Origin of the sequence: Shewanella sp. VB17 (assembly GCF_013248905.1) — a bacterium.
Lineage (GTDB): Bacteria > Pseudomonadota > Gammaproteobacteria > Enterobacterales > Shewanellaceae > Shewanella.
This window is the reverse complement of the sequence record NZ_JABRVS010000001.1, coordinates 2,435,407-2,459,500: the sequence shown is the minus strand read 5'-3', so window position 1 is coordinate 2,459,500 and position 24,094 is coordinate 2,435,407. Positions and strand designations below refer to the sequence as shown.

Annotated in this window: 20 protein-coding genes and 8 tRNA genes; 20 read left to right on the top strand and 8 right to left on the bottom strand. The window is 40.5% G+C overall.

Features of this window, described 5'->3' with window-relative positions:
• Nucleotides 1-59 precede the first annotated feature (59 nt).
• The 3 genes from HQQ94_RS10570 to HQQ94_RS10560 form a co-directional block, all read right to left on the bottom strand.
• Entirely contained in the window at nucleotides 60-1,028 is a 969-nt protein-coding gene (locus HQQ94_RS10570; protein ID WP_173294383.1) for an MBL fold metallo-hydrolase, read from the bottom strand.
• 115 nt (nucleotides 1,029-1,143) lie between these two features.
• Nucleotides 1,144-3,420, bottom strand: coding sequence for an acyl-CoA dehydrogenase (locus tag HQQ94_RS10565; protein WP_173294382.1), 2,277 nt, complete (start codon nucleotides 3,418-3,420; stop codon nucleotides 1,144-1,146).
• 11 nt (nucleotides 3,421-3,431) lie between these two features.
• Nucleotides 3,432-4,079 (bottom strand): TetR/AcrR family transcriptional regulator, encoded by a 648-nt coding sequence (locus HQQ94_RS10560; protein WP_173294381.1) that lies wholly within the window; start codon nucleotides 4,077-4,079, stop codon nucleotides 3,432-3,434.
• A gap of 263 nt (nucleotides 4,080-4,342) precedes the next feature.
• Here HQQ94_RS10560 and HQQ94_RS10555 point away from each other — a divergent pair, with 263 nt between their 5' ends.
• Entirely contained in the window at nucleotides 4,343-4,828 is a 486-nt protein-coding gene (locus HQQ94_RS10555; RefSeq protein WP_173294380.1) for a YchJ family protein, read from the top strand.
• 22 nt (nucleotides 4,829-4,850) lie between these two features.
• Here HQQ94_RS10555 and HQQ94_RS10550 read toward each other — a convergent pair whose 3' ends face one another.
• The 3 genes from HQQ94_RS10550 to HQQ94_RS10540 all read right to left on the bottom strand — a co-directional run bounded on the left by HQQ94_RS10550 (nucleotide 4,851) and on the right by HQQ94_RS10540 (nucleotide 8,069).
• Complete coding sequence (locus HQQ94_RS10550; protein ID WP_173294379.1) at nucleotides 4,851-7,031, bottom strand: EAL domain-containing protein; 2,181 nt, start codon at nucleotides 7,029-7,031, stop codon at nucleotides 4,851-4,853.
• 150 nt (nucleotides 7,032-7,181) lie between these two features.
• The gene (locus HQQ94_RS10545) at nucleotides 7,182-7,469 is read right to left on the bottom strand and encodes a DUF406 family protein (protein ID WP_173294378.1); all 288 of its coding nucleotides are present in this window, start codon (nucleotides 7,467-7,469) and stop codon (nucleotides 7,182-7,184) included.
• A gap of 108 nt (nucleotides 7,470-7,577) precedes the next feature.
• Nucleotides 7,578-8,069, bottom strand: a complete 492-nt coding sequence (locus HQQ94_RS10540; protein ID WP_173294377.1) for a VC2046/SO_2500 family protein — start codon at nucleotides 8,067-8,069, stop codon at nucleotides 7,578-7,580.
• Nucleotides 8,070-8,195: 126 nt separating this feature from the next.
• Here HQQ94_RS10540 and HQQ94_RS10535 point away from each other — a divergent pair.
• From HQQ94_RS10535 to HQQ94_RS10525, 3 genes are all read left to right on the top strand, one after another.
• Nucleotides 8,196-8,280, top strand: a tRNA-Tyr gene (locus HQQ94_RS10535).
• A gap of 30 nt (nucleotides 8,281-8,310) precedes the next feature.
• A tRNA-Tyr gene (locus HQQ94_RS10530) sits at nucleotides 8,311-8,395 on the top strand.
• Nucleotides 8,396-8,556: 161 nt separating this feature from the next.
• Complete coding sequence (locus HQQ94_RS10525; protein WP_173294376.1) at nucleotides 8,557-9,615, top strand: PLP-dependent cysteine synthase family protein; 1,059 nt, start codon at nucleotides 8,557-8,559, stop codon at nucleotides 9,613-9,615.
• Here the strand turns inward: HQQ94_RS10525 and queE are convergent.
• Nucleotides 9,612-10,280 (bottom strand): 7-carboxy-7-deazaguanine synthase QueE, encoded by a 669-nt coding sequence (gene queE, locus HQQ94_RS10520; RefSeq protein WP_173294375.1) that lies wholly within the window; start codon nucleotides 10,278-10,280, stop codon nucleotides 9,612-9,614. The two genes, HQQ94_RS10525 and queE, sit on opposite strands and share 4 nt — an antisense overlap.
• 285 nt (nucleotides 10,281-10,565) lie before the next feature.
• Here queE and queC point away from each other — a divergent pair, with 285 nt between their 5' ends.
• The gene (queC, locus tag HQQ94_RS10515; protein WP_173294374.1) at nucleotides 10,566-11,249 is read left to right on the top strand and encodes a 7-cyano-7-deazaguanine synthase QueC; all 684 of its coding nucleotides are present in this window, start codon (nucleotides 10,566-10,568) and stop codon (nucleotides 11,247-11,249) included.
• Nucleotides 11,243-11,857 (top strand): rhombosortase, encoded by a 615-nt coding sequence (gene rrtA, locus HQQ94_RS10510; RefSeq protein ID WP_173294373.1) that lies wholly within the window; start codon nucleotides 11,243-11,245, stop codon nucleotides 11,855-11,857. The genes queC and rrtA overlap by 7 nt, the downstream gene beginning before the upstream one ends.
• A gap of 20 nt (nucleotides 11,858-11,877) precedes the next feature.
• On the opposite strand, the gene uvrB is transcribed toward rrtA, so the two are convergent.
• Nucleotides 11,878-13,893 (bottom strand): excinuclease ABC subunit UvrB, encoded by a 2,016-nt coding sequence (gene uvrB / locus HQQ94_RS10505; RefSeq protein WP_173294372.1) that lies wholly within the window; start codon nucleotides 13,891-13,893, stop codon nucleotides 11,878-11,880.
• A 910-nt stretch (nucleotides 13,894-14,803) separates the two neighbouring features.
• On the opposite strand from uvrB, the gene HQQ94_RS10500 reads away from it, so the two are divergent.
• The 14 genes from HQQ94_RS10500 to nth all read left to right on the top strand — a co-directional run bounded on the left by HQQ94_RS10500 (nucleotide 14,804) and on the right by nth (nucleotide 24,060).
• Nucleotides 14,804-14,879, top strand: a tRNA-Asn gene (locus HQQ94_RS10500).
• Between the two features lie 32 nt (nucleotides 14,880-14,911).
• A tRNA-Asn gene (locus HQQ94_RS10495) sits at nucleotides 14,912-14,987 on the top strand.
• Nucleotides 14,988-15,019: 32 nt separating this feature from the next.
• Nucleotides 15,020-15,095 (top strand) — tRNA-Asn (locus tag HQQ94_RS10490).
• A gap of 33 nt (nucleotides 15,096-15,128) precedes the next feature.
• A tRNA-Asn gene (locus HQQ94_RS10485) sits at nucleotides 15,129-15,204 on the top strand.
• Nucleotides 15,205-15,236: 32 nt separating this feature from the next.
• Nucleotides 15,237-15,312, top strand: a tRNA-Asn gene (locus HQQ94_RS10480).
• 32 nt (nucleotides 15,313-15,344) lie between these two features.
• Nucleotides 15,345-15,420, top strand: a tRNA-Asn gene (locus tag HQQ94_RS10475).
• Nucleotides 15,421-15,628: 208 nt separating this feature from the next.
• Nucleotides 15,629-17,524, top strand: coding sequence for an EAL domain-containing protein (locus HQQ94_RS10470; RefSeq protein ID WP_173294371.1), 1,896 nt, complete (start codon nucleotides 15,629-15,631; stop codon nucleotides 17,522-17,524).
• Between the two features lie 108 nt (nucleotides 17,525-17,632).
• Complete coding sequence (rsxA, locus tag HQQ94_RS10465; protein WP_173294370.1) at nucleotides 17,633-18,211, top strand: electron transport complex subunit RsxA; 579 nt, start codon at nucleotides 17,633-17,635, stop codon at nucleotides 18,209-18,211.
• A gap of 2 nt (nucleotides 18,212-18,213) precedes the next feature.
• Nucleotides 18,214-18,783 (top strand): electron transport complex subunit RsxB, encoded by a 570-nt coding sequence (rsxB, locus tag HQQ94_RS10460; protein ID WP_173294369.1) that lies wholly within the window; start codon nucleotides 18,214-18,216, stop codon nucleotides 18,781-18,783.
• Nucleotides 18,777-20,975 carry an electron transport complex subunit RsxC gene (gene rsxC / locus HQQ94_RS10455; RefSeq protein WP_173294368.1) on the top strand — a complete coding sequence of 733 codons (2,199 nt, stop codon included), beginning with the start codon at nucleotides 18,777-18,779 and terminating at the stop codon, nucleotides 20,973-20,975. The genes rsxB and rsxC overlap by 7 nt, the downstream gene beginning before the upstream one ends.
• A 3-nt stretch (nucleotides 20,976-20,978) precedes the next feature.
• Nucleotides 20,979-22,031 (top strand): electron transport complex subunit RsxD, encoded by a 1,053-nt coding sequence (gene rsxD / locus HQQ94_RS10450; RefSeq protein ID WP_173294367.1) that lies wholly within the window; start codon nucleotides 20,979-20,981, stop codon nucleotides 22,029-22,031.
• A gap of 30 nt (nucleotides 22,032-22,061) precedes the next feature.
• Nucleotides 22,062-22,688, top strand: a complete 627-nt coding sequence (gene rsxG, locus HQQ94_RS10445; RefSeq protein WP_173296605.1) for an electron transport complex subunit RsxG — start codon at nucleotides 22,062-22,064, stop codon at nucleotides 22,686-22,688.
• On the top strand, nucleotides 22,681-23,379 hold the full coding sequence (locus HQQ94_RS10440) for an electron transport complex subunit E (RefSeq protein ID WP_173294366.1): 699 nt from the start codon (nucleotides 22,681-22,683) through the stop codon (nucleotides 23,377-23,379). Before rsxG ends, HQQ94_RS10440 begins: the two co-directional genes overlap by 8 nt.
• A 42-nt stretch (nucleotides 23,380-23,421) precedes the next feature.
• On the top strand, nucleotides 23,422-24,060 hold the full coding sequence (gene nth, locus HQQ94_RS10435; RefSeq protein ID WP_173294365.1) for an endonuclease III: 639 nt from the start codon (nucleotides 23,422-23,424) through the stop codon (nucleotides 24,058-24,060).
• Nucleotides 24,061-24,094 lie beyond the last annotated feature (34 nt).

Below are 24,094 nucleotides of genomic sequence, written 5' to 3'. Positions count from 1 at the left end.
AAACACCAGCCATCATGCTGGTGTTTTTTAATAACAACTATCCTTGTCTAATGATGACATCAATCAGTCATTGACTCCTCCACCCCACTGTCACCGCTACTTAATTTAATAACCTCAAGTTCCTTCGCTAACTCAACCTCACCAGAGTAGCTTTTTTTGATGATATCTCTGCTTTCATCTGTTTTACTGACACTGCGCAACATAAAATGCGCTAATACCAATTTATGGACATTCGCCTGTTGTGAGATCTCACCAATGATTTTTGGCGTCATATGAAGATTTTTTGCCACGCGTCCCGCTTCTTGTCCAATCGCATTATTGGCCACTAATAACTGCGTGTCTTTGGCTAACAGGACTAAATGACCGCTACTGCCATTCATATCTCCACTAAATGTCACTGAGCACTGTTTAAAAATGACTTTCCAGGCTAAAGCTGGCACTGGGCCATGAACAACATTAATAGCAGCAATCGATAAATCTTTGCTTAATGCTTGTTGCCACACTGCATTTTCAGGTGACACATTATGCGGGATCACCAAATAATCTGTGGAAGCTTGCTCCCTGATATTATCAGACAAATAGGGATAGGCACTATTTTGTTTATCATCGAACAATGCTGAGATAAATGCTGTTGTCGAAGGAAAACCAGCACCTGCATTAGGGCCGAAAATCGCTAAGTGTGTTTTTCTACCAGTGAAAAAACCGGCCTTAATATAAACTGGGATCGCCGCACTATGATCTACATGCAAGTGAGTCAGTAAAATGGCTTGCAAGTCATTAAAATTTGCCATAGATTTTTCAAAATTTAGCGTGCTGCCTCCACCAGCATCGACCATAATTCTAGCCTTACCATTTATCCACACTAAAAACGATGACGATGCCAAACCATCATCAATTTCAGGCCCTCCAGCACCTAACGTTTGTATGTTAATATCGTGACATTGCTCATCTGAAGGTATCGATGCAAACACACGGGTGCTAGCGATGATCACCATGATCACAACAACGTACTGATTTATTTTTTTCATCTACTGTTTATCCTCAGATCGATCATAATGTCTTATTAGAGGCTGAGGCAGATACCATCAAAAACGATTAAAAAAGGACGCTAATGCGCCCTATTTTGTGTCATACAACTTAACGCTAGAGAGTGGTAAAGTCATCAACATTAATGGCCGCTAGCCGTAACTCATCAGCCTTAAGTAATGAATCATGCTCTGCTTCAGTAATAATTAATTTTTCAGTCGCTAAAATAAACAATTCAATATTAGCTATTTTTTTAGACAGTAAGCCATCACGTTGGGCTGTCTTTATCTTCTTATAGAGATGACGACAGGCATATTGAGCTTTAAATGCATCTTCAACCTCTGCAATCCCCCCTTTATCTTGCTCAAAATCAGGACAAAGGAAAGTCAATCTATCACGAGCAGGTCCAGGTTTCATCATTCCAGTGACGAGATCTGTGGTCATTTTATCATTGGCACCATTAAAATGATTACCCAGAGGGAAAATCAACGCTCTCATCATCCAAGCTACCGGACGGTTAGGGAAGTTTCGTAGCGCACCATCAAGCGCTTTAGCGGCATTGTGGAGTCGGGTCGCCATGACAAAACGCACCGCGGGTAACTCATCATGCTGACGTCCATTATCTTCAAATAATTTTAACGTTGCTGAAGCAAGATACAATTCACTCAATACATCGCCCATACGTGCTGACAGCATTTCTTTACGTTTAAGATCCCCCCCAATAACCAACATAGAAAAATCTGTCATTAATGCTAATGATGATGACAAGCGTGTCATCTCTTTATAATAATGCTGAGTTTCACCACTGACTGGTGATTGGTTAAAACGACTGCCTGTCAAAGCACTCAATAATGAACTAAACGCATTTCTAGCCACATACCCAATATGACCTAATAAAAGAGAATCAAAACGCGCTAACGCGGCGCAAGTATCTTCCATGGCGGCAGTTTCCATCTCAGCCAGTACATAGGGATGACAACGTGTAGCCCCTTGCCCAAATATCATTAAACTGCGCGTCAGAATATTTGCTCCCTCAACAGTAATGGAAATAGGATTAGCCATATAGGGATGACCTAAATAGTTTTTAGGGCCAAGTTGGATCCCTTTTCCTGATTGGATATCCATCGCATCGTTGAGTACATCTCGACTCAGCTCAGTCATATGATATTTTGCAATTGCTGTCACAACCGAAGGTTTAACCTTAAGGTCGATACCTGTGGTCGTGAGCCTTCTTGCCGCCTCTAACTGGTAAGTATTAGCAATAATGCGAGCAAGCGCTTCTTGCACACCTTCAAACTCCCCTATGGAAAGACCGAATTGATGACGTACATAGCTATAAGCCGTTGTCGTTTTCGTCGCCGTGTGTCCAGATGCTGTTGCCAATGCAGGCAATGAGATACCTCGACCAGCAGATAAGCACTCAACCAGCATCCGCCATCCACGTCCCGCGTATTGAGGACCGCCAATGATCCAATCTAGAGGAATGAAAACATCTTTCCCTTGGGTCGTGCCATTCATAAAAGCCATGTTTAACGGGTTATGTCTTTGTCCGATCACCACCCCATCGTGATCGGTGGGAATTAATGCACAGGTAATACCCATGGTTTCTTTATCACCAATCAATCCATCTGGATCTTGCATCTGAAATGCCAAACCAAGAACTGTCGAAACTGGGGCTAGAGTGATGTAGCGTTTATCCCAATTAAGTCTTAAACCTAACACTTCTTCACCTTCAAACTGCTGACGACAGACGACACCAGTATCTGGGATGGCACCTGCATCGCTACCAGCTTCAGGACCTGTTAACGCAAAACAGGGCACCGCTTTACCCGATGCAAGTTGAGGCAACCAGTACTCTTTTTGCTCATTCGTGCCGTAATGAGTCAATAACTCTCCAGGGCCGAGTGAATTAGGCACCATAACCGTGACCGCAGCACTCACGCTCCGGCTAGCCAACTTAGCCACAATGGTCGAGTTAGCATAAGCAGAAAACGCTTTACCACCATATTTTTTCGGGATGATAAGTGCAAAGAAGCCTTCCTGCTTAAAATATTCCCATAATTCAGGTGGAAGATCTTTACGTGTCTGAACAATATCAAAATCATCAATCATGCTTAACGCCGTGATCACTTGATTATCAATAAAGTCTTGTTCCTCAGCAGTGAGCTTAGGTTTACCATAGCTATGTAATGTTTCCCAATTGGGTTTACCGCGAAATAATTCTCCTTCCCACCAAACATCTCCAGCTTCCATGGCTTCTTTCTCAGTGTTAGAAAGAGGAGGAAGTACCTTTTTAAAAAACGAAAAAACAGGACGTGTAACAAACTGCATCCTGATATTTTTAACACCAAAAAGCACAATAATAACCAGCAGTGCGAGTATAAATAGAGTCATGGGTTCACCTTTTAAATAACATCTTCATTCACTGGTACTGAAACACCAGCAGATAAATAGGGGATCATTTTACGAATAACGGCTTCAATATCATTATGTTCCTTAAAATCTGCAGCAGCGATTTCAATTAAAGCATCCGCTGATGCCATGGTAAAAACAACGGTACCTAAGGTAAAGTGTAAACGCCAAAACATCTCAGCGGGAGGAATATGTGGGGTACTCTCGGCAACAGCTTTAACAAATTGAGTCAAATGCTCACCATAATGAGTGGTGATGAACCAGCGGAGGTGACCTTGACTTTCAATGTAACCACGGCCTAAGAGTTGTAAAAAAGTGCTCGTACCTTCTGCCCTTAATTGATTTAAATCCAGTAATGGATCAACCAAAGCAGAGAAGATATCATCCAATGATGCAGTATTATCCCCTCCTTGTAATTTAACAATTTCTGCCGATGCAACAGGCATGAACACATCGAGATAACGTGCTAAAACAGCTCTAATTAACTCTTTCTTTGATCCAAAATGATAATTGACAGAAGCAAGATTCACCTCTGCTTTACTGGTTATCAAACGTAATGAGGTTTCAGAAAAACCTCGTTCTGCAAATAATTTTTCTGCAGCATCCAGTATTCTTGTTTTGGTATCAGATCGATTTGCCATTACATCGCCTTCTAACTCTATTTTAAACACTCGTTTAAATTAAACATTGACACACTTTTTGTCAAACTAAATTCATCGCCAATAAACCACACTTAATGGATCCCCTGTGCACTTAAAGTAGCTAACCTCTTGCCCAAGTTCTTTTGAGACAGCTTGCCAACTAAACCATTGCAGCCTCGATCAGCTCTACTTTATATAGGCTGTAAAATTGATACAAAATTGGTATTATAGGCACTATTACCCCTTATTAACAACCGTGAACCATGATGACTCATTTAGATGAACCTTGCCCTTGCAGTCAAAATAACAGTCACACTTTTGTCTCATACAGTGAATGCTGTGCTCCTTACCATCAAGCAAATAGTACGCCTATCACGCCAGAGCAATTAATGAGAAGCCGCTATACTGCTTTTGTTATGAAACAATATGATTATTTAATCCAAACTCATCATCCAGCATTTTTAAATACGTTAACCGCTGAAGTATTAGCCGAAAATGATGCGTTACAATGGCTTTCTCTTCAAATAATGTCACATCACATGCAAGCCTATTCAGGCGAAGTTTGTTTTCAAGCCTGGTATCGCGATGCAAATGGGATCAATGCCATCCATGAATGTTCGCAATTTATCTGTGAAAATGGCCTATGGCTCTATACACAAGGAAAACAAAAAGCTGCTGTTTATCCTAAAAGAAATGAAACATGTCTTTGTCACAGCGGGAAAAAATATAAGCAATGCTGCCTAAAATAGACTGAGCTAAACGAGCTGTACGCTAAACCATTGATGGACTTTCGCATGATTTACCTTGTTTTATAAAAAATTGGCTACACTCTGATTCTCTTAACCCCGGACTGTACAGGAACCCTTGGGTTTGATGGCAATGATTATCTGCTAAAAAAAGCTCCTGCTCTTTCGTTTCAACCCCTTCAGCTGTCACAGAAATATTTAATGCTGATGCCATAGCAATAATTGCACTCACAATTTCCTGACTTTCGTGGCTAGTGGAAAGATCTGAAATAAATGAGCGATCGATTTTAAGTTTACAAATAGGGAACTGTTTTAAGTAGCGCATCGAACTGTAACCGGTGCCAAAATCGTCAATAGCAAGCCCAACCCCCAGCTCCGTCAACTCCTGACATAAATGAGTCGCGTATTTTATGTCTTCCATTAGTTCTGTTTCTGTAATTTCTAAAATCAAGGTCCCAGGTTTTAAACGATAACATGTGATCAAATCCCAAACCTGAACGTATAAGTTACCACTAAAAAATTGTCTCGCAGCCACATTCACATGCATCGTTAAATTAACATACTGACGTTGCCACTGATTGAGCTGCTTACAAGCCGCCTCCAGCACCCAAGTACCAATGGCATTGATATGGCCAGTTTGCTCGGCTATTGCGATAAAAGCACCAGGATATAGCACACCTTTTTGAGGATGATTCCAGCGAATAAGCGCTTCAGCCCCAATATAACATTTCTTTTGAAGATCTTTTATTGGTTGATAATAAAGTTCAAATTCTCTTCCTCTAAGTGCCGTTTGTAAATCTCTTTCAATTTCAGCATTCTCTTTAAAAGTACTAAGCAAAGCGTTATTAAATATTTGAATTGCATCTCCCTGTTTATTTTTAGCATATTGAAGAGCAATATCAGCACAAGCTAAAGGTAAAAAATTAGCCTCAATTTTTTCAATGTCTACAACCGCAAGAGCAGGTTTGGGCTCAATGTGTTCGCGATCGATCACCACCGCCTTAGTCAGTTGGCGGTAGAGACTTGAGGTTTTGTATGTTAGTTCACTTTGTGTCAATTCAGGGAAAACAATAGCAAATTCATCACTACCAACTCTGGCAAATTGCTCTGTATGATTAACCTTAGCAAAATGTTTTAACCTGCTGGCTATCTCGATCAATAAACGATCACCATTATCATGGCCATATGTATCATTAAATCGTTTAAAACCTCGTAGATCAATCAGTAATAAATGTCCTTTACTTACTTTTTCAAGCTTTTTAATAAAATAAGTTCGATTATATAAATCCGTTAAACGGCAACGCCATGCCAGTCTTTCAAGTTCCAGATTATGCTTATGCTCTTCACTACAATCTTCTGCATTTATTAAAGCAAAATGATTACCTCTATCAGTAATAAACTGCTTAATAGAGTAACGAACCCAACATGAAGAATTGTCTAATTTGAGAATTTGACTTTCGCCTTTCATCACTAAACCTTGTTTAAGTTTAGCCAACACTTCTTTCGCTTTTTCAGGGTATTGGTTAACAAAACTTAATTCCTGCAATGAGTGGCCAATCACACTCGTTTTACATTTACCCGTTATTGTCTCGTGAGCCTGATTAACATATTCAACCATTTCTGTTTTAAGATTAATTAGCATGGTGATTTGATCAGAGCCTTCAGCAGCGTTCAGTAATAGTGCTAATTTTTCTTCCTTTTCATAGGCATTACGCGTTGCAAGCGAGAGTGCTAATTGATCAGCCACTTGGGAGGCTATTTGAATATCATTGTCTGACCAATGAGAAAATTCCATTCTTTCAAGAAATAAAATACCTTCTAAATACCCATTAATTCGAATTGCAACATCAAGTGTAGACCTCACGCCACTGGGCGTAAAATACCCGAGAGCTAATTCACACAGCCTAGGATCGTTACCTGTATCAAAAGCATCAATTAGGCGTTTATTGGCTAATTCTGTTATATATTTAGGGCATAAATCCGGAGCTGGGCGTACAAAGCCATCAGGTGAAATATGGCCATAATTAGCAATAGGATTAATTTGATTGTTTTCACAAGAGATAGTTACAACGCCGACGTGCGTGACGAGAAGATGTTGACATAACAACTCCGCAGCCATTTGAGCAGTCTTTTGAAAATTCCCCTCTTGCTTAGCTTCAGAGTTAACAATCAACTCCAATAAGTGTTGATACTTAAACTTCTTCACTTAGCTCCCTAAAATGAGTAAGCATGCCTACCCAATGTTCCATTTAATTGATCGTGTTTGTCAATTTTTCGAAACTAGTCAGTATTAAAATTATTATTAGCGCGCCAGACTACATGACCAACTAGCTAATTTGCAAACATCACCGCCAATTTAAATGCTATTTTCTAGTTGAAATATTATTTTCTCTACACTAAAGGCAAATTTAATCAATAAGTTAAATATTTCACCTTCACTCTTTATTTCACTTGTTACATTATCGAAACGATTTTTTGCTTTTTCTGCTGTGATCTTGGCTTTTTTATGCGCTTCAATACCTGTAAAAGAAAGCAATAACTGAGTATCATTTTCATCAATCATAGCACCAATATCAGCATAACTGCCGCAATCATTACAGGTGTCATTCACTAAGGTTGATTGCTCTAGTGTCGCTATCTTCATTCGTTATTAGCTCTATTGATGTACATTGGTCATCATTATACGCTAACAGTTGACGGGTTTCGCGTTAAAAAATTGAAGAGAGATCATAAAGCAATAAGTCATTAACAATCAGGTTAAGCCCCGACTTATTAACCGTTGTTGAGCGAGCAGATCAACAAAGTGAATATCCAGAGCTGAATGAACCTCTGATGCCACATTATTATTATATTTTTGTCTGGTTAAGATGTCGCAATTTGCCAATACCTTTTGCATCAGCATCGGCTTATCACCTCGGATCACCAAAGCCTCAGGAGACAAAGCTTGCATAAGTTGAAAAGCCCTTATTCCACCTTTAACGAAGGTGGAACTATTATCCCTAGGTGATGATTGAACAGTCACATCATTGATCAAATCCTGTTTTTCTGGCAACTCAAACTTAGCACGCAAGGCTAGGTTTGGATCAATAGCATCATGACTCAAGTGAAATTGAGCCATATCACGCGCATCTGCAGACAGGAATGCTAATAAAAGTGCAAACTCACCTCGCCTATCTTGATCGATGGCGTGATTAAGGCGTGTGCCCAATTGTGACTCATTGATTAAAATTGTGCTTGTTCGCATAAAAATTCATCACTAAAACAACCCATTGGTAATTAATCGGCCGCTTGGAGCACAACTTTAGCAATTATTTCAAATAGGACCTTTACACAACCACCGTTTGTGTCTACTATTCTCGCCGCAAGTTGAGGAGGGGTTCCCGAGTGGCCAAAGGGATCAGACTGTAAATCTGACGGCTCAGCCTTCGAAGGTTCGAATCCTTCTCCCTCCACCACTTGCGCAAAATGATAATAAAAGTATCCGTGGAGGGGTTCCCGAGTGGCCAAAGGGATCAGACTGTAAATCTGACGGCTCAGCCTTCGAAGGTTCGAATCCTTCTCCCTCCACCACTTCTTATTAACTGAATCAGCATCATTGCTTATTTTAAACATTTGACTAACGTTTAAAATACATTGATGTCACACAACATAAATACACTGCTTTAACTTCCTACCTTAATTATTATTGGTTACTATCTAGATAATAACATCTACGGTACAGGGCATATATAATGAATTCTTGGGTTAACATGGCGATCGAAAAGATCGAATCAGACTATCAACGCAGTGCTGATACTCATTTAATTAAATTGGATATTCCTCAACTCACAGGAATTGATATCTACCTTAAAGATGAAAGTACCCATCCGACAGGCAGCCTTAAACATAGGCTGGCACGCTCGTTATTTCTGTATGGGCTTTGCAACGGTTGGATTAAAGAAGGCACAACGATTATAGAGTCTTCATCTGGGAGTACAGCTGTCTCTGAGTCGTATTTTGCTCGATTACTCGGCCTACCCTTTATTGCCGTTATGCCTAACACTACCGCAAAGAAAAAAATTCAACAGATTGAATTCTATGGCGGCTGCTGCCATTTTGTAAACCATTCAAGTGAGATTTATGCCGCTTCGGAGCAATTAGCAAGTCAACTTGATGGGCATTACATGGATCAATTTACTTATGCTGAACGTGCAACAGACTGGAGAGGAAATAACAACATAGCCAATTCAATTTTCGAACAGATGGCGTTAGAACCTCACCCTATTCCTAGCTGGATAGTGATGAGTCCTGGGACCGGAGGCACATCAGCAACCATTGGTCGCTATATACGTTACCAGCGGCTCGATACTCAACTTTGCGTTGCAGATCCAGAACACTCTGTATTTTATGACTATTACACTACAGGTGATAAAACGTTAACATCGGCTCATGGCAGTAAAATTGAAGGTATTGGCCGCCCAAGAGTGGAACCGTCATTTATTCCAGGTGTCATCGACAATATGGAGAAAATACCCGACGCCGCTTCTATCGCCACCATGCGCTGGTTAGAAAAACTAATAGGCAGAAAAGCAGGACCTTCGACAGGCACAAACTTATATGGTGTCCTTAAAATAGCAGTAAAGATGCAAGCAAGTCATCAACAGGGTTCTATTGTGACCTTATTGTGTGATTCTGGAGAACGCTACTTAGATAGCTATTACGACCCAAGTTGGGTGCAAGAGAACATAGGCTCGCTGAGCAAATACGAGGCTCAACTCACACAATTTTCCCTCACTGGTCGCTTGAACTAATCAATCTCTAGATACTTATGAGTCTGTATCGACAATCGCCAATTTCGCTCGATGCAGACACGCATAGCCAATTCAGTTGCTCGTTTTTTTTGGCTAATAGGTTGTAAACAAATAGTCTTATTAGCTACATCAATGTTTGTTAATAAGGCGTCAAGATCTTCTATATGGGTTTGAGTGGCAACAGGGTGCTTAATTTCGTTGGCGCGATAAAGTGCTTGAGGCAATACCGCCATCCCCGCCTTCATTTTCAATTTAGGTGAAACGGTTACCCAAGTTTCATCTGAGCACAACACGGTAAACGTACCACTGGTTTCAATTTGTGTCGAATAGCCAGCTTTGTTTAATGTCTCCGTTATCACCGTTAAGTCATGCATACATGGCTCACCTCCAGTAATAACGATATGTGAAGCCGTAAACGCTTTCTGTTTTAAACGGTGAATTAACTGATCACTCGTTAAATGTGACCAACGCCCAATAGTACCATCAACTTGGATCACCAACTCAGGCTCAACACGATTGGTTTCAAGTAAATCCCAAGTATGTTTTGTATCACACCAGCTACAGCCAACAGGACACCCTTGAAGGCGCACAAATATGGCTGGAACACCGGTGTAAACTCCTTCACCTTGGATCGTCTCAAATACTTCATTAACCGGATACTTCATGCTGAACCTTCAAATAAATTAGGCGGCATTTATAATTGATTTCCCCGTCACTGGCAAGTCAAACCTACAATGTGAAACCACTGTCTTGCTGTTGAGTGAGAAAGCTTGCCTACATTCACAGTATATAGCTCAATCTACGCATTGAAAACATGACACTGGCTACATATAAAACTTATTTAAATTGTAATAATTTTCAGAAGCTTAGACGTTATTATAAGTTTAATTATTTGCAAGCTAAGTCAAATCCGTTAAAATAACAAAGGTGTATTCTAATTAGTGATTATTATGTCAAAAGCAGTCGTCGTGTTTAGTGGTGGTCAAGACTCAACTACTTGTCTCATTCAAGCCCTCACTCAATACGAAGAAGTTCACGGTATCACCTTTGATTACGGTCAAAGACATCAACAAGAAATTGACATTGCAAAAAAACTAGGCAAACAGCTCGGACTTAAAAGTCATAAGACACTTGATGTGACTATGCTAAATGAATTGGCTATTTCATCCCTTACTCGTGATTCAATTCAAGTATCAAATGAACTGATGGATAATGGTCTACCCAATACCTTCGTACCGGGTCGTAATATCTTATTTTTAACCCTCGCAGGTATCTTTGCTTATCAACTAGGTGCTAGCACTGTCATCACTGGTGTCTGTGAAACAGACTTTTCAGGTTACCCAGATTGTCGCAATGACTTTATCAAAGCAATGCAATCTGCATTAACACAAGGCATGGATAGACCTCTACTCCTCTCAACCCCATTGATGTGGCTCAATAAAGCTGAAACATGGGCACTTGCAGACAAATATCACAGCTTGACCTTAATCAAGGATGAAACCTTAACCTGTTATAATGGCATCAAAGGCACTGGTTGTAGCACCTGCTCAGCCTGTTTACTGAGACAAAAAGGACTTGATGACTATGCTAATAACAAACAGCAAGTACAACTTGATTTGGCCGCTAAGTGTTAAAAACACCACCATTATGGGGTAGCACTTTACCAATAATATTACTTATCTCACTCAGTTCAATCATATTATTTTATGTCAGCATAGACGATCTACTGGCCTATGAACGAAACGAGATAGCATTAGGCGAATATTGGCGATTATTTACCGGCAACTTGTTACACACCAACATTTGGCACCTTGTGATGAACGTAGCCGGATTATGGGTCATTATCTTACTGCATCAGCAACACTACCATTTAACCGGCTTTACCCTATTTTTTATAACACTTTGTTTGTTACAAGGTACCGGGTTGTATCTTTTTTACCCTAACGTACTGGGGTATATTGGCTTAAGCGGTGTACTACACGGAATATTTACCTATGGTGCCATTAAAGATATCCAAGTGGGCATGCGTTCAGGATATTTATTGCTGATCGGCGTAATAATAAAAGTCGGTCATGAGCAATGGTTCGGTGCCAGTAAACAAGTCACTGAAATGATTGGTACCCGTGTGGCCATAGAGGCTCATTTAGTGGGCACGATCACAGGTATCATACTTTTTTTTGCCATGGTATTTTTCAAACTTATTTTACAAAGAAAAATAATAAAAGCATCGTGTGATCAATAATCGACACTTTTAAAGTCTCATTAGGCTTTAATCAAAGTGCTATGAAGTCGACTCACTTGATCTCGTACTGCAGCGGCTTGCTCGAATTCAAGGTTTTTTGCATGCTCATACATTAATTTTTCCAATGCATCAATTTGATGACTGACAGTTGCCACATCTTTGACCTTATACTCACCTTTCGCCTCTGCTATATTGCGGATATGAGTAAGATCTGGCTGCTCATATTCCTTACCACCAATGTCCATCACATCGGTAATTGTCTTCGATACCCCTTTTGGAGTAATGCCATTATCTAGGTTAAATTGATGTTGCAACTTACGACGTCGTTCCGTTTCACCCATGGCTTTTGCCATCGAATCGGTGATTTTATTAGCATAAAGGATCACTTTCCCATTGATATTTCGGGCTGCACGACCAATGGTTTGAATAAGAGAGCGCTCAGAACGTAAAAAACCCTCTTTATCAGCATCAAGAATACACACTAATGACACCTCAGGTAAATCAAGTCCCTCCCTAAGTAAATTAATACCCACCAGTACGTCAAACACACCTAACCTAAGATCTCTTATGATCTCAACTCGCTCAACGGTATCAATATCAGAGTGCAGGTATCTTACCTTAACCCCATGTTCATCTAGGTACTCGGTAAGATCTTCAGACATTCGTTTCGTTAAAGTAGTGACTAAAACACGTTCATTCACTTTCACTCGCAGCGCAATTTCAGATAATAAATCATCAACCTGAATATCAACCGGACGAACCTCAAGCACAGGATCAAGCAAGCCTGTTGGTCTGATCACTTGCTCAGCAATTTCACCATCACTCTTGTCAATTTCATATTTTCCGGGCGTGGCTGATACGTAAATAGTTTGTGGCATTAAATCTTCGAATTCTTCAAACTTAAGCGGTCTGTTATCCAATGCTGAAGGTAAACGGAAACCATATTCAACCAAATTTGATTTTCTCGAACGATCGCCTTTATACATTGCCCCTATTTGTGGCACGGTAACGTGTGATTCATCAATGATCAGTAAACCATCAGCGGGTAAGTAATCTAACAAAGTCGGCGGTCCACTGCCCTCTCCTCGACCAGAAAGGTACCTAGAGTAATTCTCAATTCCAGAACAATAGCCCAGTTCAACCATCATTTCGATATCGTATTGAACTCTTTCGGTAAGACGCTGCGCTTCAACCAACTTATTATTATCAAGTAATTGCTGTCTACGTTCTCTAAGTTCCTCTTTGATATATTCTGTTGCCGTTAATATTTTTTCTCTAGGTGTCACATAATGACTCTTAGGGTATACCGTCGTACGCGCAATACGTTGAATAATATGACCCGTTAACGGATCGAATAAACTTAATCGTTCGATCTCATCATCAAACAATTCTACCCGTATGGCATTCCTATCTGAATCAGCGGCAAAAATATCAATCACCTCACCTCTGACGCGATAAGTGCCTCGCTTTAACTCAATATCATTACGAGTATATTGCAACTCACTGAGGCGGTTAAGTATATCTCGCTGCCCCATAAAATCACCTTGTCTTAGGTGCAATAACATTTTCAAATAAGAATCAGGATCACCTAAACCATAAATGGCAGATACAGAGGCTATTAATACCACATCCTTTCTTTCTAACAATGCTTTAGTCGCAGAAAGACGCATCTGTTCTATATGTGCATTGACCGAAGCATCCTTTTCAATAAAAGTATTCGTTGAAGGCACATAAGCCTCAGGTTGATAGTAATCATAATAAGAAACAAAATACTCAACAGCATTGTGAGGAAAAAACTCCTTCATCTCACCATAAAGCTGCGCAGCTAACGTTTTATTAGGCGCCATAATAATGGTAGGACGAGCCATTTTCTTAATCACATTGGCAATGGTGAATGTTTTACCCGATCCCGTCACACCAAGCAGAGTCTGACAAGCAAGACCCGCTTCAATGCCATCAACTAACTTTTCGATGGCTTTGGGTTGATCGCCCGCAGGGGCATATTGAGATTCAAGTTGAAAAGATAATTCTGTCACTAATTGCACTTCCTAAATAATGAGCACGCTATTTTGATCTATTACCCCATGATGACTTCCGCCATCATAAGCAGAACATTGTATCTGATATCAATCTTAATACCCAAACTCACTTAATGCACCTAAAGATAACGGCGATGAATGAGGGAAAGAATTAAGAATATGAAATTTTAAAACAACAAGTAAAAAAATGCTAAGTCGTTCATGGAAACATCATACCCACAGTGGAAATGACAAAATAGTACACAAGGCCCAAGCATTTTACGGTTACAATTAGATCACATTATAAATCCACTCTAAAATAAGCACTTGCTTTTACCAAGTCATTGTTAATTAATCATTTTAAATATTCCAAATAAAAATGCTCATTTTAACTTCAGCTCACTGTTTTTAAGGGGTTGACACACTATTTTTAGCTTAACCCACAGGTTTATCCACAGAAATAGTGGATAACTCAACCGACCCCTTATTATACGTGACTTTTAACACATATCATTCTTCTCTACATGAAATAAAAAATGATGTAATTTTATTTCATTTGAGTGTTTTAAAAAAAAGCCACAACTAATAAAACACTTAAATAAGAGCCTGATCCATCTGGATAAGCTGACATATATCGCCACTGTAAACCCTTATCATCCAATCTATTTACAGCCTATATCATACAATATGCTGATACACATCATTTACAAAGACAAGCTAATGGCATTGACTTTAGTCATGTTAATTACTGCCAAATCAAAAAATTCATGATAGATACAACAAGGATAACGATTGAATCTACACCATGATGGGTGTTTGCTGAGCACTTAACCGCTCAAATTCACTTTTTTTTGTCCGCTGAGTTGACTCATAACGAAGAGCGATTTACTATGCGTTCCGTCTTCAGCAATGAATGACTTTAAATTATTCCCCTGTAGTTCAGTTGGTAGAACGGCGGACTGTTAATCCGTATGTCACTGGTTCGAGTCCAGTCCGGGGAGCCAATTTAAAAAGTAAGTGTAAATATTAAATCGATTCCCCTGTAGTTCAGTTGGTAGAACGGCGGACTGTTAATCCGTATGTCACTGGTTCGAGTCCAGTCCGGGGAGCCAATTTAAAAAGTAAGTGTAAATATTAAATCGATTCCCCTGTAGTTCAGTTGGTAGAACGGCGGACTGTTAATCCGTATGTCACTGGTTCGAGTCCAGTCCGGGGAGCCAATTTAAAAAGTCAATGTAAGCAATAAAATCGATTCCCCTGTAGTTCAGTTGGTAGAACGGCGGACTGTTAATCCGTATGTCACTGGTTCGAGTCCAGTCCGGGGAGCCAATTTAAAAAGTCAATGTAAATATAAAACCGATTCCCCTGTAGTTCAGTTGGTAGAACGGCGGACTGTTAATCCGTATGTCACTGGTTCGAGTCCAGTCCGGGGAGCCAATTTAAAAAGTCAATGTAAACAATAAATCGATTCCCCTGTAGTTCAGTTGGTAGAACGGCGGACTGTTAATCCGTATGTCACTGGTTCGAGTCCAGTCTGGGGAGCCAATGTACATGTTAATAACTCATCATTTAATACTATTCGCTGACGTTAGTATTACCTAAACACAGCTCATATCCACACAATGCCATGACGAATGTCATGAACACCTTTGCCTTAAAGACGTATTTTAATCTTTTTTCAATAGCATAACCCTCAACATTAACTAAAATAATATTATCTGTGACTTTTTCTGTTTTATCAAAATGGATTTTTATGCACATATCGAAATTTTTTCATGGGATTATTTTTGTACTTTTTATCGGGCTTAGTTTCCTTGTATATTTGGAGCAAGCTCATATACTCGCTAAAAAAGGCAAGCTAAGGCTGGAAAATTATCATTCATACATAACAATAGACCATACTTTTCCAGAAGATGGTGCGCTTCTTTATGCAAAAATACAGTCTCATACACCGCTTCAGTTTTTTCAATTTATTCATGCAAGTAAAAACCGTTTGAACTTTACTGAAGGGGAATTCAACCCTACTTCACATCATCCCTTGAGTATATTATTCACGTTAACATTACCAGATACTCGCCAAGTAGGATCAGGTCGATTGCAAGTCAAGCTTTTCACACAAGATTTAACCCATAATGCAGTCTCTCAATTTGTAAAAATAAACCTCATTATCTGGCTAACCTATTTCATCATCACACTGATATTTATCAGCTTAATGATAAAAATAAAACAAAAAATAATTTATGCCAGTGACTATGTCAATGAACTATCACACCACCATTACCACCCATTAGAAAGTTCTAAATTACAAGCCGAATTCACGCCTTTAGCAGAGGCATTAGAACATTGCCTCTGTGAGCTAAAAAAACAAGGTGAGGAAAGAACAAAAGAATATGAAGATCTCAATCGTGCCGCTTTTAAAGATCAAACTACAGGTTTTGCTACCCGCTCAAAATTTACAGATAAACTCGCATCGCTATCCAGTGATGACAAAAATAAAATAGGCTTATTAGCATTCATAAAAGCCTCTGAACTCAATGTCATTAATGAGACTCTAGGTCGCAGCGCAGGTGATAATTACTTAATAAAAATAGCAAATTGTATTAGAAAGACCCTGACAGAACACCCTAATGCTGATTGTTACAGAATTTCCACCGCTGATTTCGCTATTTTCCTCCCAGGGCTCATTATTCAAAATGGCCTTCCCTTGGTCGAAAATTTAAAAAGTCAATTCGATGAATATCAAAAAACGGTTAACAACGAATCGATTGCCCATATTGGCCTTATTCCTTACACCCATGATAGTGAGCCTGCAACACTCTTATCTCTTGGAGATACAGCCACTAGCATAGCCCAAACATTAGGCCCTAACAGTTTCTATTTACTCGAAAAAAATAACAACGATGTACTTTATGATGACAAACATTGGAAAGAAACGATTGATGATATTATTAACAAAAAGTCCCTAAAATTTTATCACCAAGCCATCTTACCTTGTCAAAAAGAAACGACCACTTATCATGAACTTTTTTCAAAATTTTATAATCATGATGGACAGTTATTGCCAACAAATACTGTTATAGCAATGGCAGAGCGCCACAATATGATTATCGAACTCGATAAGCTTGTCGTGATGGCTACACTAGCTATGCTCGCTAAGGATCCAACACTCACTGGTGCTTATGGGATTAACATTAGTTCAGTTTCAGTCATGCAAGCGCCATTTATTCTCTGGTTAAAAACCTTACTCGCTAAACAAAAGAACACAGCCTCCAGACTTGTTTTTGAAGTGAACGAATCTGGTATGCAGACCAACCTAGTAGCAAGTTATAAATTTGTTGAAGCTATTCACAGCCTAGGCTGTAGAGTATCTGTTGAGCATTTTGGCATGGGTTTTACCTCTTTTAAATTTTTTAATCAAATAAAACCTGATTTTATTAAACTCGACGGCTCCTATACCAACAATATACATCAAGATACTAATAATCAGTTTTTTGTTAAAATGATCATTAATATTGCACGCCAATTAGGCATTTATGTGGTGGCAACCAGTGTCGAACACCAAGACGAAAAACTAGCATTGGAAAAGTTATTGATTGATGGGCTTCAAGGTTATTATATCGCCGAGCCAGAAGCAGTTAAAAATACCTAGATACCATAAAATGTGTCTATTTTCACAAAACCCTGCATTCTATGTGTTGTTTATACTCCCAGAAAAGCCGATAATAATAGGCATAATTGTGATAAATAATGAATTGAGATGAGTGAATATCTCCTACTATTGATAAGTACTGTTCTTGTTAATAATTTTGTATTAGTTAAATTTCTTGGTCTTTGCCCTTTCATGGGGGTTTCTAGCAAACTCGAATCAGCTATTGGTATGTCAATGGCCACGACGTTTGTTCTCACTTTGGCATCGATATTAAGCTATCTAATTAACCAGTATCTATTGTTGCCCTTTGATTTAAGCTATCTAAGAACAATGAGCTTTATATTAGTCATCGCTGTGGTCGTTCAATTTACTGAAATGGTTGTCCAAAAAACCAGTTCTACGCTGTATCGCGCATTAGGTATATACCTGCCATTGATCACAACCAATTGTGCTGTGTTAGGCGTAGCTCTGCTTAATATTAATGAAAAACATGGCTTTATTGAATCAGCAATTTATGGTTTCGGTGCCGCTGTCGGATTTTCTCTTGTACTCATATTGTTTTCAGCAATGCGTGAGCGGCTCGCTGCGGCCGATGTCCCCGAACCTTTCAAAGGGGGGGCAATCGCAATGATCACTGCAGGACTGATGTCATTGGCATTCATGGGCTTTACTGGGTTGGTTAATTAACAATGTCTAATATTTTTATTGCAATTGTTTTACTGACCCTCTTAGCTCTCTTTTTTGGCATTTTACTTGGCATTGCAGCAGAGAAGTTTAAAGTAGAGGCTGACCCTCTTGTTGATCAGCTCGAAGCCTTGTTACCCCAGACTCAATGTGGTCAATGCGGCTATCCTGGCTGTCGTCCCTATGCAGAAGCCATCGCCAGCGGTGAAAAAATAAACAAATGTCCTCCCGGTGGTACAGCCACAATGGAAAAGCTTGCTGACATGGCTGGTGTAGAGCCAGAGCCTTTAACGGCAAGTGAAGAGATCCAAATTAAAAAAGTTGCCTACATTCGTGAGGATGAATGTATTGGCTGCACGAAATGTATCCAAGCTTGCCCTGTTGATGCCATCCTTGGAGCTGGAAAGCTGATGCACACTGTGATCACAGATTACTGTACCGGTTGCGATCTTTGTGTCGCACCATGCCCAGTTGACTGTATTGATATGCTTCCCATCACACCAACAGTTAAAAATTGGGACTGGAAATTAAATGTCATTCCCGTTCAAATGCTTGAAGAGGACACCAAGTGCTAACCTTATTGGAACAGATTGATCAAGGAACATTATGGCGTGCAATAGGAGGCATTCACCCTCCAGAGCGAAAAACCTTGTCAAATACATCCAAGATTTCATGCTTACCACTGGCAGATGAATATATCGTTCCACTCACTCAGGTAGGTGACAATGCCGTATTAAACGTCACAATTGGCGATTATGTGACGAAAGGAATGAACATAACAAACGGTGATCACTTTGGTTATTTACCGGTACACTCACCGACCTCAGGACATGTCACTCACATAGAGCAACGCCCAAGCAATCACCCTTCAGGTCTTCCACAATTAAGCTGTGTGATCCGCCCCGATGGACTGGACACCTTAAGCGATAACATCCATCCTAAACTGGCGCTGAGTGATATTGAAAACTTCTCAGCTCAGGATGTGTTAAGTAAAATTCAACGGGCTGGGATCGCTGGTTTAGGGGGTGCCGCTTTTCCTAGCCACATAAAATTAAACCCGGCTAGTGACATTGAATTCCTCATTATCAATGCGATTGAATGTGAGCCTTACATTACCTCTGATGACATGATAATGAGAGAGCAAAGCGATGCTATAATGCAAGGCATTGCCATTATATATCAATTGTTAACTCCCAAGCGCCTCATCATCGCCATTGAAGACAATAAACCTCAAGCCATTGATATCATGCAACAGGCATTGAACCGCAGTCTGCTTCCCAAAGACGGGGTGAGGATCACATCAGTCCCGACATTATATCCTTCAGGCGGTGAAAAGCAGTTAATTCAAATATTAACAGGTCAAGAGGTTCCCTCTGGTGCTATTCCAGCTCAGCTGGGTATTTTGGTTCAAAATGTTGCGACTTGCTATGCAATACAAGATGCAGTACTCCGAAACTACCCACTGATTGAACGAGTGGTGACCATCACAGGTAACAATGTATCTACGCCGGGTAATTATTGGGCGCCGATCGGAACCCCTATTTCGCACCTTTTGTCACACACTGGCTTCTCAGGCAATAACACCGATAAAGTCATTATTGGTGGTCCTATGATGGGATATGCCCTCTATAATGACAACGCTCCAATCCTTAAAGGCACTAACTGTGTCTTATTACCCAATGAAACTGAAATGGCACCTGAGCAAAAAGAGCTCCCTTGTATACGATGTGGTGAATGCGCAGTTGTATGCCCAGCTCAGCTATTGCCCCAACAACTTTTTTGGCATGCCAAAGCGAAAGAATATGATAAAGCACTCAATTACAATCTCAATGATTGTATCGAATGTGGCTGCTGTACTTATGTTTGTCCAAGTAATATTCCCTTGGTGGAATATTACCGCGTAGCCAAATCAGCTGTAAAAAGTGAAATAGAAGAGAAAAAACAAGCTGAATTAGCTAAACAAAGGTTTGAACTGAGAACTCAACGTTTAGAAGATGAAAAAAATGCCCGTGACGCTAAGCAAAAAGAAGCGGCACAAAGACGTAAAGCCAATATGTCGGGCTCAGATAAAGATGCTGTCGCTCTGGCTATGGCCAGAATACAGGCAAAAAAATCGATTAAACCAACAGAATCAGATGCAATAAACCTATCGCCAGAGAGTAAGTCTGATAATAAACGGGATGCCATATCAGCGGCGGTTGCACGAGCCAAAGCCAAAAAAGCAGCGCTTAACTCAACCATAAATGTCTCAGCAACTCCTACCAATACTGATGAGAATACCTCAGCCACTGCAGCTGATGATAAACAAGCGAAAATTACTGCGGCTGTCGCTCGAGCCAAAGCCAAAAAAGCGGCATTGAAAGCAACCGGGCAAATCTCAGAGGGTCCCAACACCACTGATAACAATCCATCACTTACTGCAGCTGATGATAAACAAGCGAAAATTGCTGCGGCTGTCGCTCGAGCCAAGGCCAAAAAAGCGGCATTGAAAGCAACCGAGCAAATCTCAGAGGCTCCCAACACCACTGATGACAATCCACCACCTACTGCAGCTGATGATAAACAAGTGAAAATTGCTGCGGCTGTCGCTCGAGCCAAAGCCAAAAAAGCAGCATTGAAAGCAACCGAGCAAATCTCAGAGGCTCCCAACACCACTGATGACAATCCACCTACTGCAGCTGATGATAAACAAGTGAAAATTGCTGCGGCTGTCGCTCGAGCCAAAGCCAAAAAAGCACAAGCTAAATTAGATAATGAAAAGGATTAACTGATGGCGTTTAAGATAGCCTCTTCGCCTCATTTGAGTCGAAGTATTCAAACTCGTACTGTAATGCAACGTGTACTATGGTGTGCTCTTCCTGGTGTCGTCACCCAGTGTTATTTTTTTGGTTGGGGAGTTTTAATACAAGTTGCATTAGCGATTAGCGTTGCCCTGCTCAGCGAAGGGCTAGTACTCAAATTAAGACAGCGACCTGTTCGTGAAACCCTACAAGATAACAGTGCCCTACTCACAGCATTACTGCTAGGGATCGCCATTCCTCCGCTCGCACCTTGGTGGGTAATTGTTATTGGTATACTTTTTTCAATCGTTATCGTTAAGCATCTCTACGGTGGGCTTGGACATAATATTTTCAACCCCGCAATGGTGGGTTATGTCGTGTTACTGATTTCTTTTCCGGTTCAGATGACCAGCTGGGTTGCACCGATGGAATTAGTCACTCAAGCTGTGAATTTTTGGGACTCGCTACAATTGATTTTTTTAAGTCCATCCGCTGATGATATTAAAGCTTACAAGTTAGGTTTCGATGGGATCGCAATGGCCACGCCACTCGATACACTAAAAACAGACTTAGGGATGGGGCTAACAAGTACAGAAAGTTTATCCAAATCTATCTTCAATCATGGTTTTGGTGTTGGCTGGCTCTGGGTCAACATGGCCTATTTAGCTGGGGGACTGTTGATGCTAAAACTGAAACTCATCCGCTGGCATATTCCAGTAGGGGTATTAGCTGGACTCTTTATTAGCGCCAGTGCCGGATATCTGTTAAATCCAGACACTCATGCCAGTCCTTTATTTCATCTTGTGTCTGGCGCCAGTATGTTAGCGGCATTTTTTATTGCGACAGATCCAGTCACTGCTGCCACCAGTGTGCGAGGCCGTCTATTGTTTGGCGGCTTAATTGGCTTGTTAGTGTATGTGATAAGAACCTATGGCGGCTATCCTGATGCCTTTGCATTTGCCATTTTACTCGCCAATCTCTGTGCCCCTTTTATTGATCATTATATTAAACCTAGGACCTACGGTCACAGGTCTAGAAGCTAAAACAAACCGGAGTAATATGTGAAAAAAACAATGTTAAAAAACGGTTTGTTATTGGCGGTATTTGCCTTTTTCTGTACAGGGCTTGTCGCCTTAATTAATCAACAAACTTTTGATAAAATAAAAGAGCAACAACAACTTGAGTTAAAACGTGTACTGCATCAAATTATTCCCGATCATGTACATGATAATGAACTTCTCGCACATTGTATTTTAATCCACGATGAGGCAGCATTAGGCATCGACACGCCACTTCCCTCGTACATTGCAAGTATGAAGGATGAACCGGTTGCCATCGCAATTGAAACCGTGGCGCCCGATGGTTACAACGGCAATATTCACCTTATCATCGGTATAAGCGTGGCAGGTGAAGTGCTCGGAGTCAGAACACTGTCTCATGCAGAAACTCCTGGATTAGGAGACAAAATAGATCTGAGAAAATCAGACTGGGTACACAGTTTTAACGGTATGTTTTTACTTTCTGAAAATGATATACGCTGGAATGTCAAAAAAGATGGTGGACAAATAGATCAATTTACCGGTGCTACCATCACCCCCAGAGCCTATGTAAACGCCATTAAGCGTACTCTACTCTATTTCAAGGCAAATCAAAATAGATTACTGACAAGACCTGGTAATTGTGGAGTAAATTATGAATGAGTACAAACACATCGCACTTCAAGGGCTGTGGAAAAACAACCCTGGACTGGTACAGCTACTCGGCCTTTGCCCTTTATTGGCCGTTACAGCAACGTTAACGAATGCGTTAGGGTTAGGTTTAGCCACCATGGCTGTACTGATTGGATCTAACTTATTGGTCTCTTTAGTGAAAAATTTCGTCCCTAAGGAAATTCGTATTCCCGTATTTGTGATGATCATCGCAGCTCTGGTAACCTGCGTTCAACTGCTCATCAACGCCTATGCTTACGGTTTATACTTATCTTTAGGCATTTTCCTGCCACTCATCGTCACTAACTGCGTGATCATTGGCAGAGCAGAGGCATTTGCATCGCGTAATTCTTTACTTAAATCTACTTTTGATGGTTTTATGATGGGCTTAGGTTTCCTGTTAGTCTTGTCACTTTTAGGCGCTTGCCGTGAAATATTAGGCCAAGGTACTTTATTTAGTGGTGCAGATCTTTTGCTCGGTGATTGGGCTTCAGGGCTAACCATTCACTTATGGCACCTAGAAACCAGTTTTCTACTCGCTATGCTCCCCCCAGGCGCTTTTATTGCAATGGGATTTTTAATTGCATTCAAAAATATCATAGACAAAAAATTAGCAGAACGAGGACCAGCTCAAGAAACTCCAGAAGTGATAACACGTGCTAGGATCACAACAGTAGGCTAACCCTTTATACCCATTGACATAAAAGTAGAGTGTTAAATAGAAATGAATAAGGCAAAAAGGCACGCTATTTTAGCGATCTTAAGAGATAATAACCCTCATCCAGAAACTGAACTTAATTTTTCGAGCCCATTTGAGCTGCTTGTTGCGGTCACCTTGTCGGCCCAAGCAACAGATGTGAGTGTCAACAAAGCCACTGATAGACTTTTCCCCGTGGCTAACACACCTCAATCTATCTATGATTTAGGGGTTGATGGACTCAAAGAGTATATCAAAACCATTGGGTTATATAATAACAAGGCCATCAACGTCATCAAGGCCTGTGGCATCTTAATCAATAAGCACAATAGTAACGTCCCCGAAGATCGTGAAGCACTTGAAGCCTTGCCCGGTGTGGGCCGTAAAACTGCCAATGTGGTGTTAAATACAGCATTTGGCTGGCCAACCATTGCCGTCGACACCCATATTTTTCGTGTGGCTAACAGAACAAAATTTGCCATGGGCAAAAATGTCGATCAAGTCGAAGAAAAAATGTTGAAAGTAGTACCTGCCGAGTTCAAAGTCGACGTACATCACTGGTTCATTCTCCAAGGGCGCTACACTTGCATCGCCCGTAAGCCTCGCTGTGGTAGCTGCTTAATTGAAGATCTATGTGAATTTAAAGACAAAGTCTATGCTGTATGACACCTCAACACCGGCTCCCAAACACCTTATTACA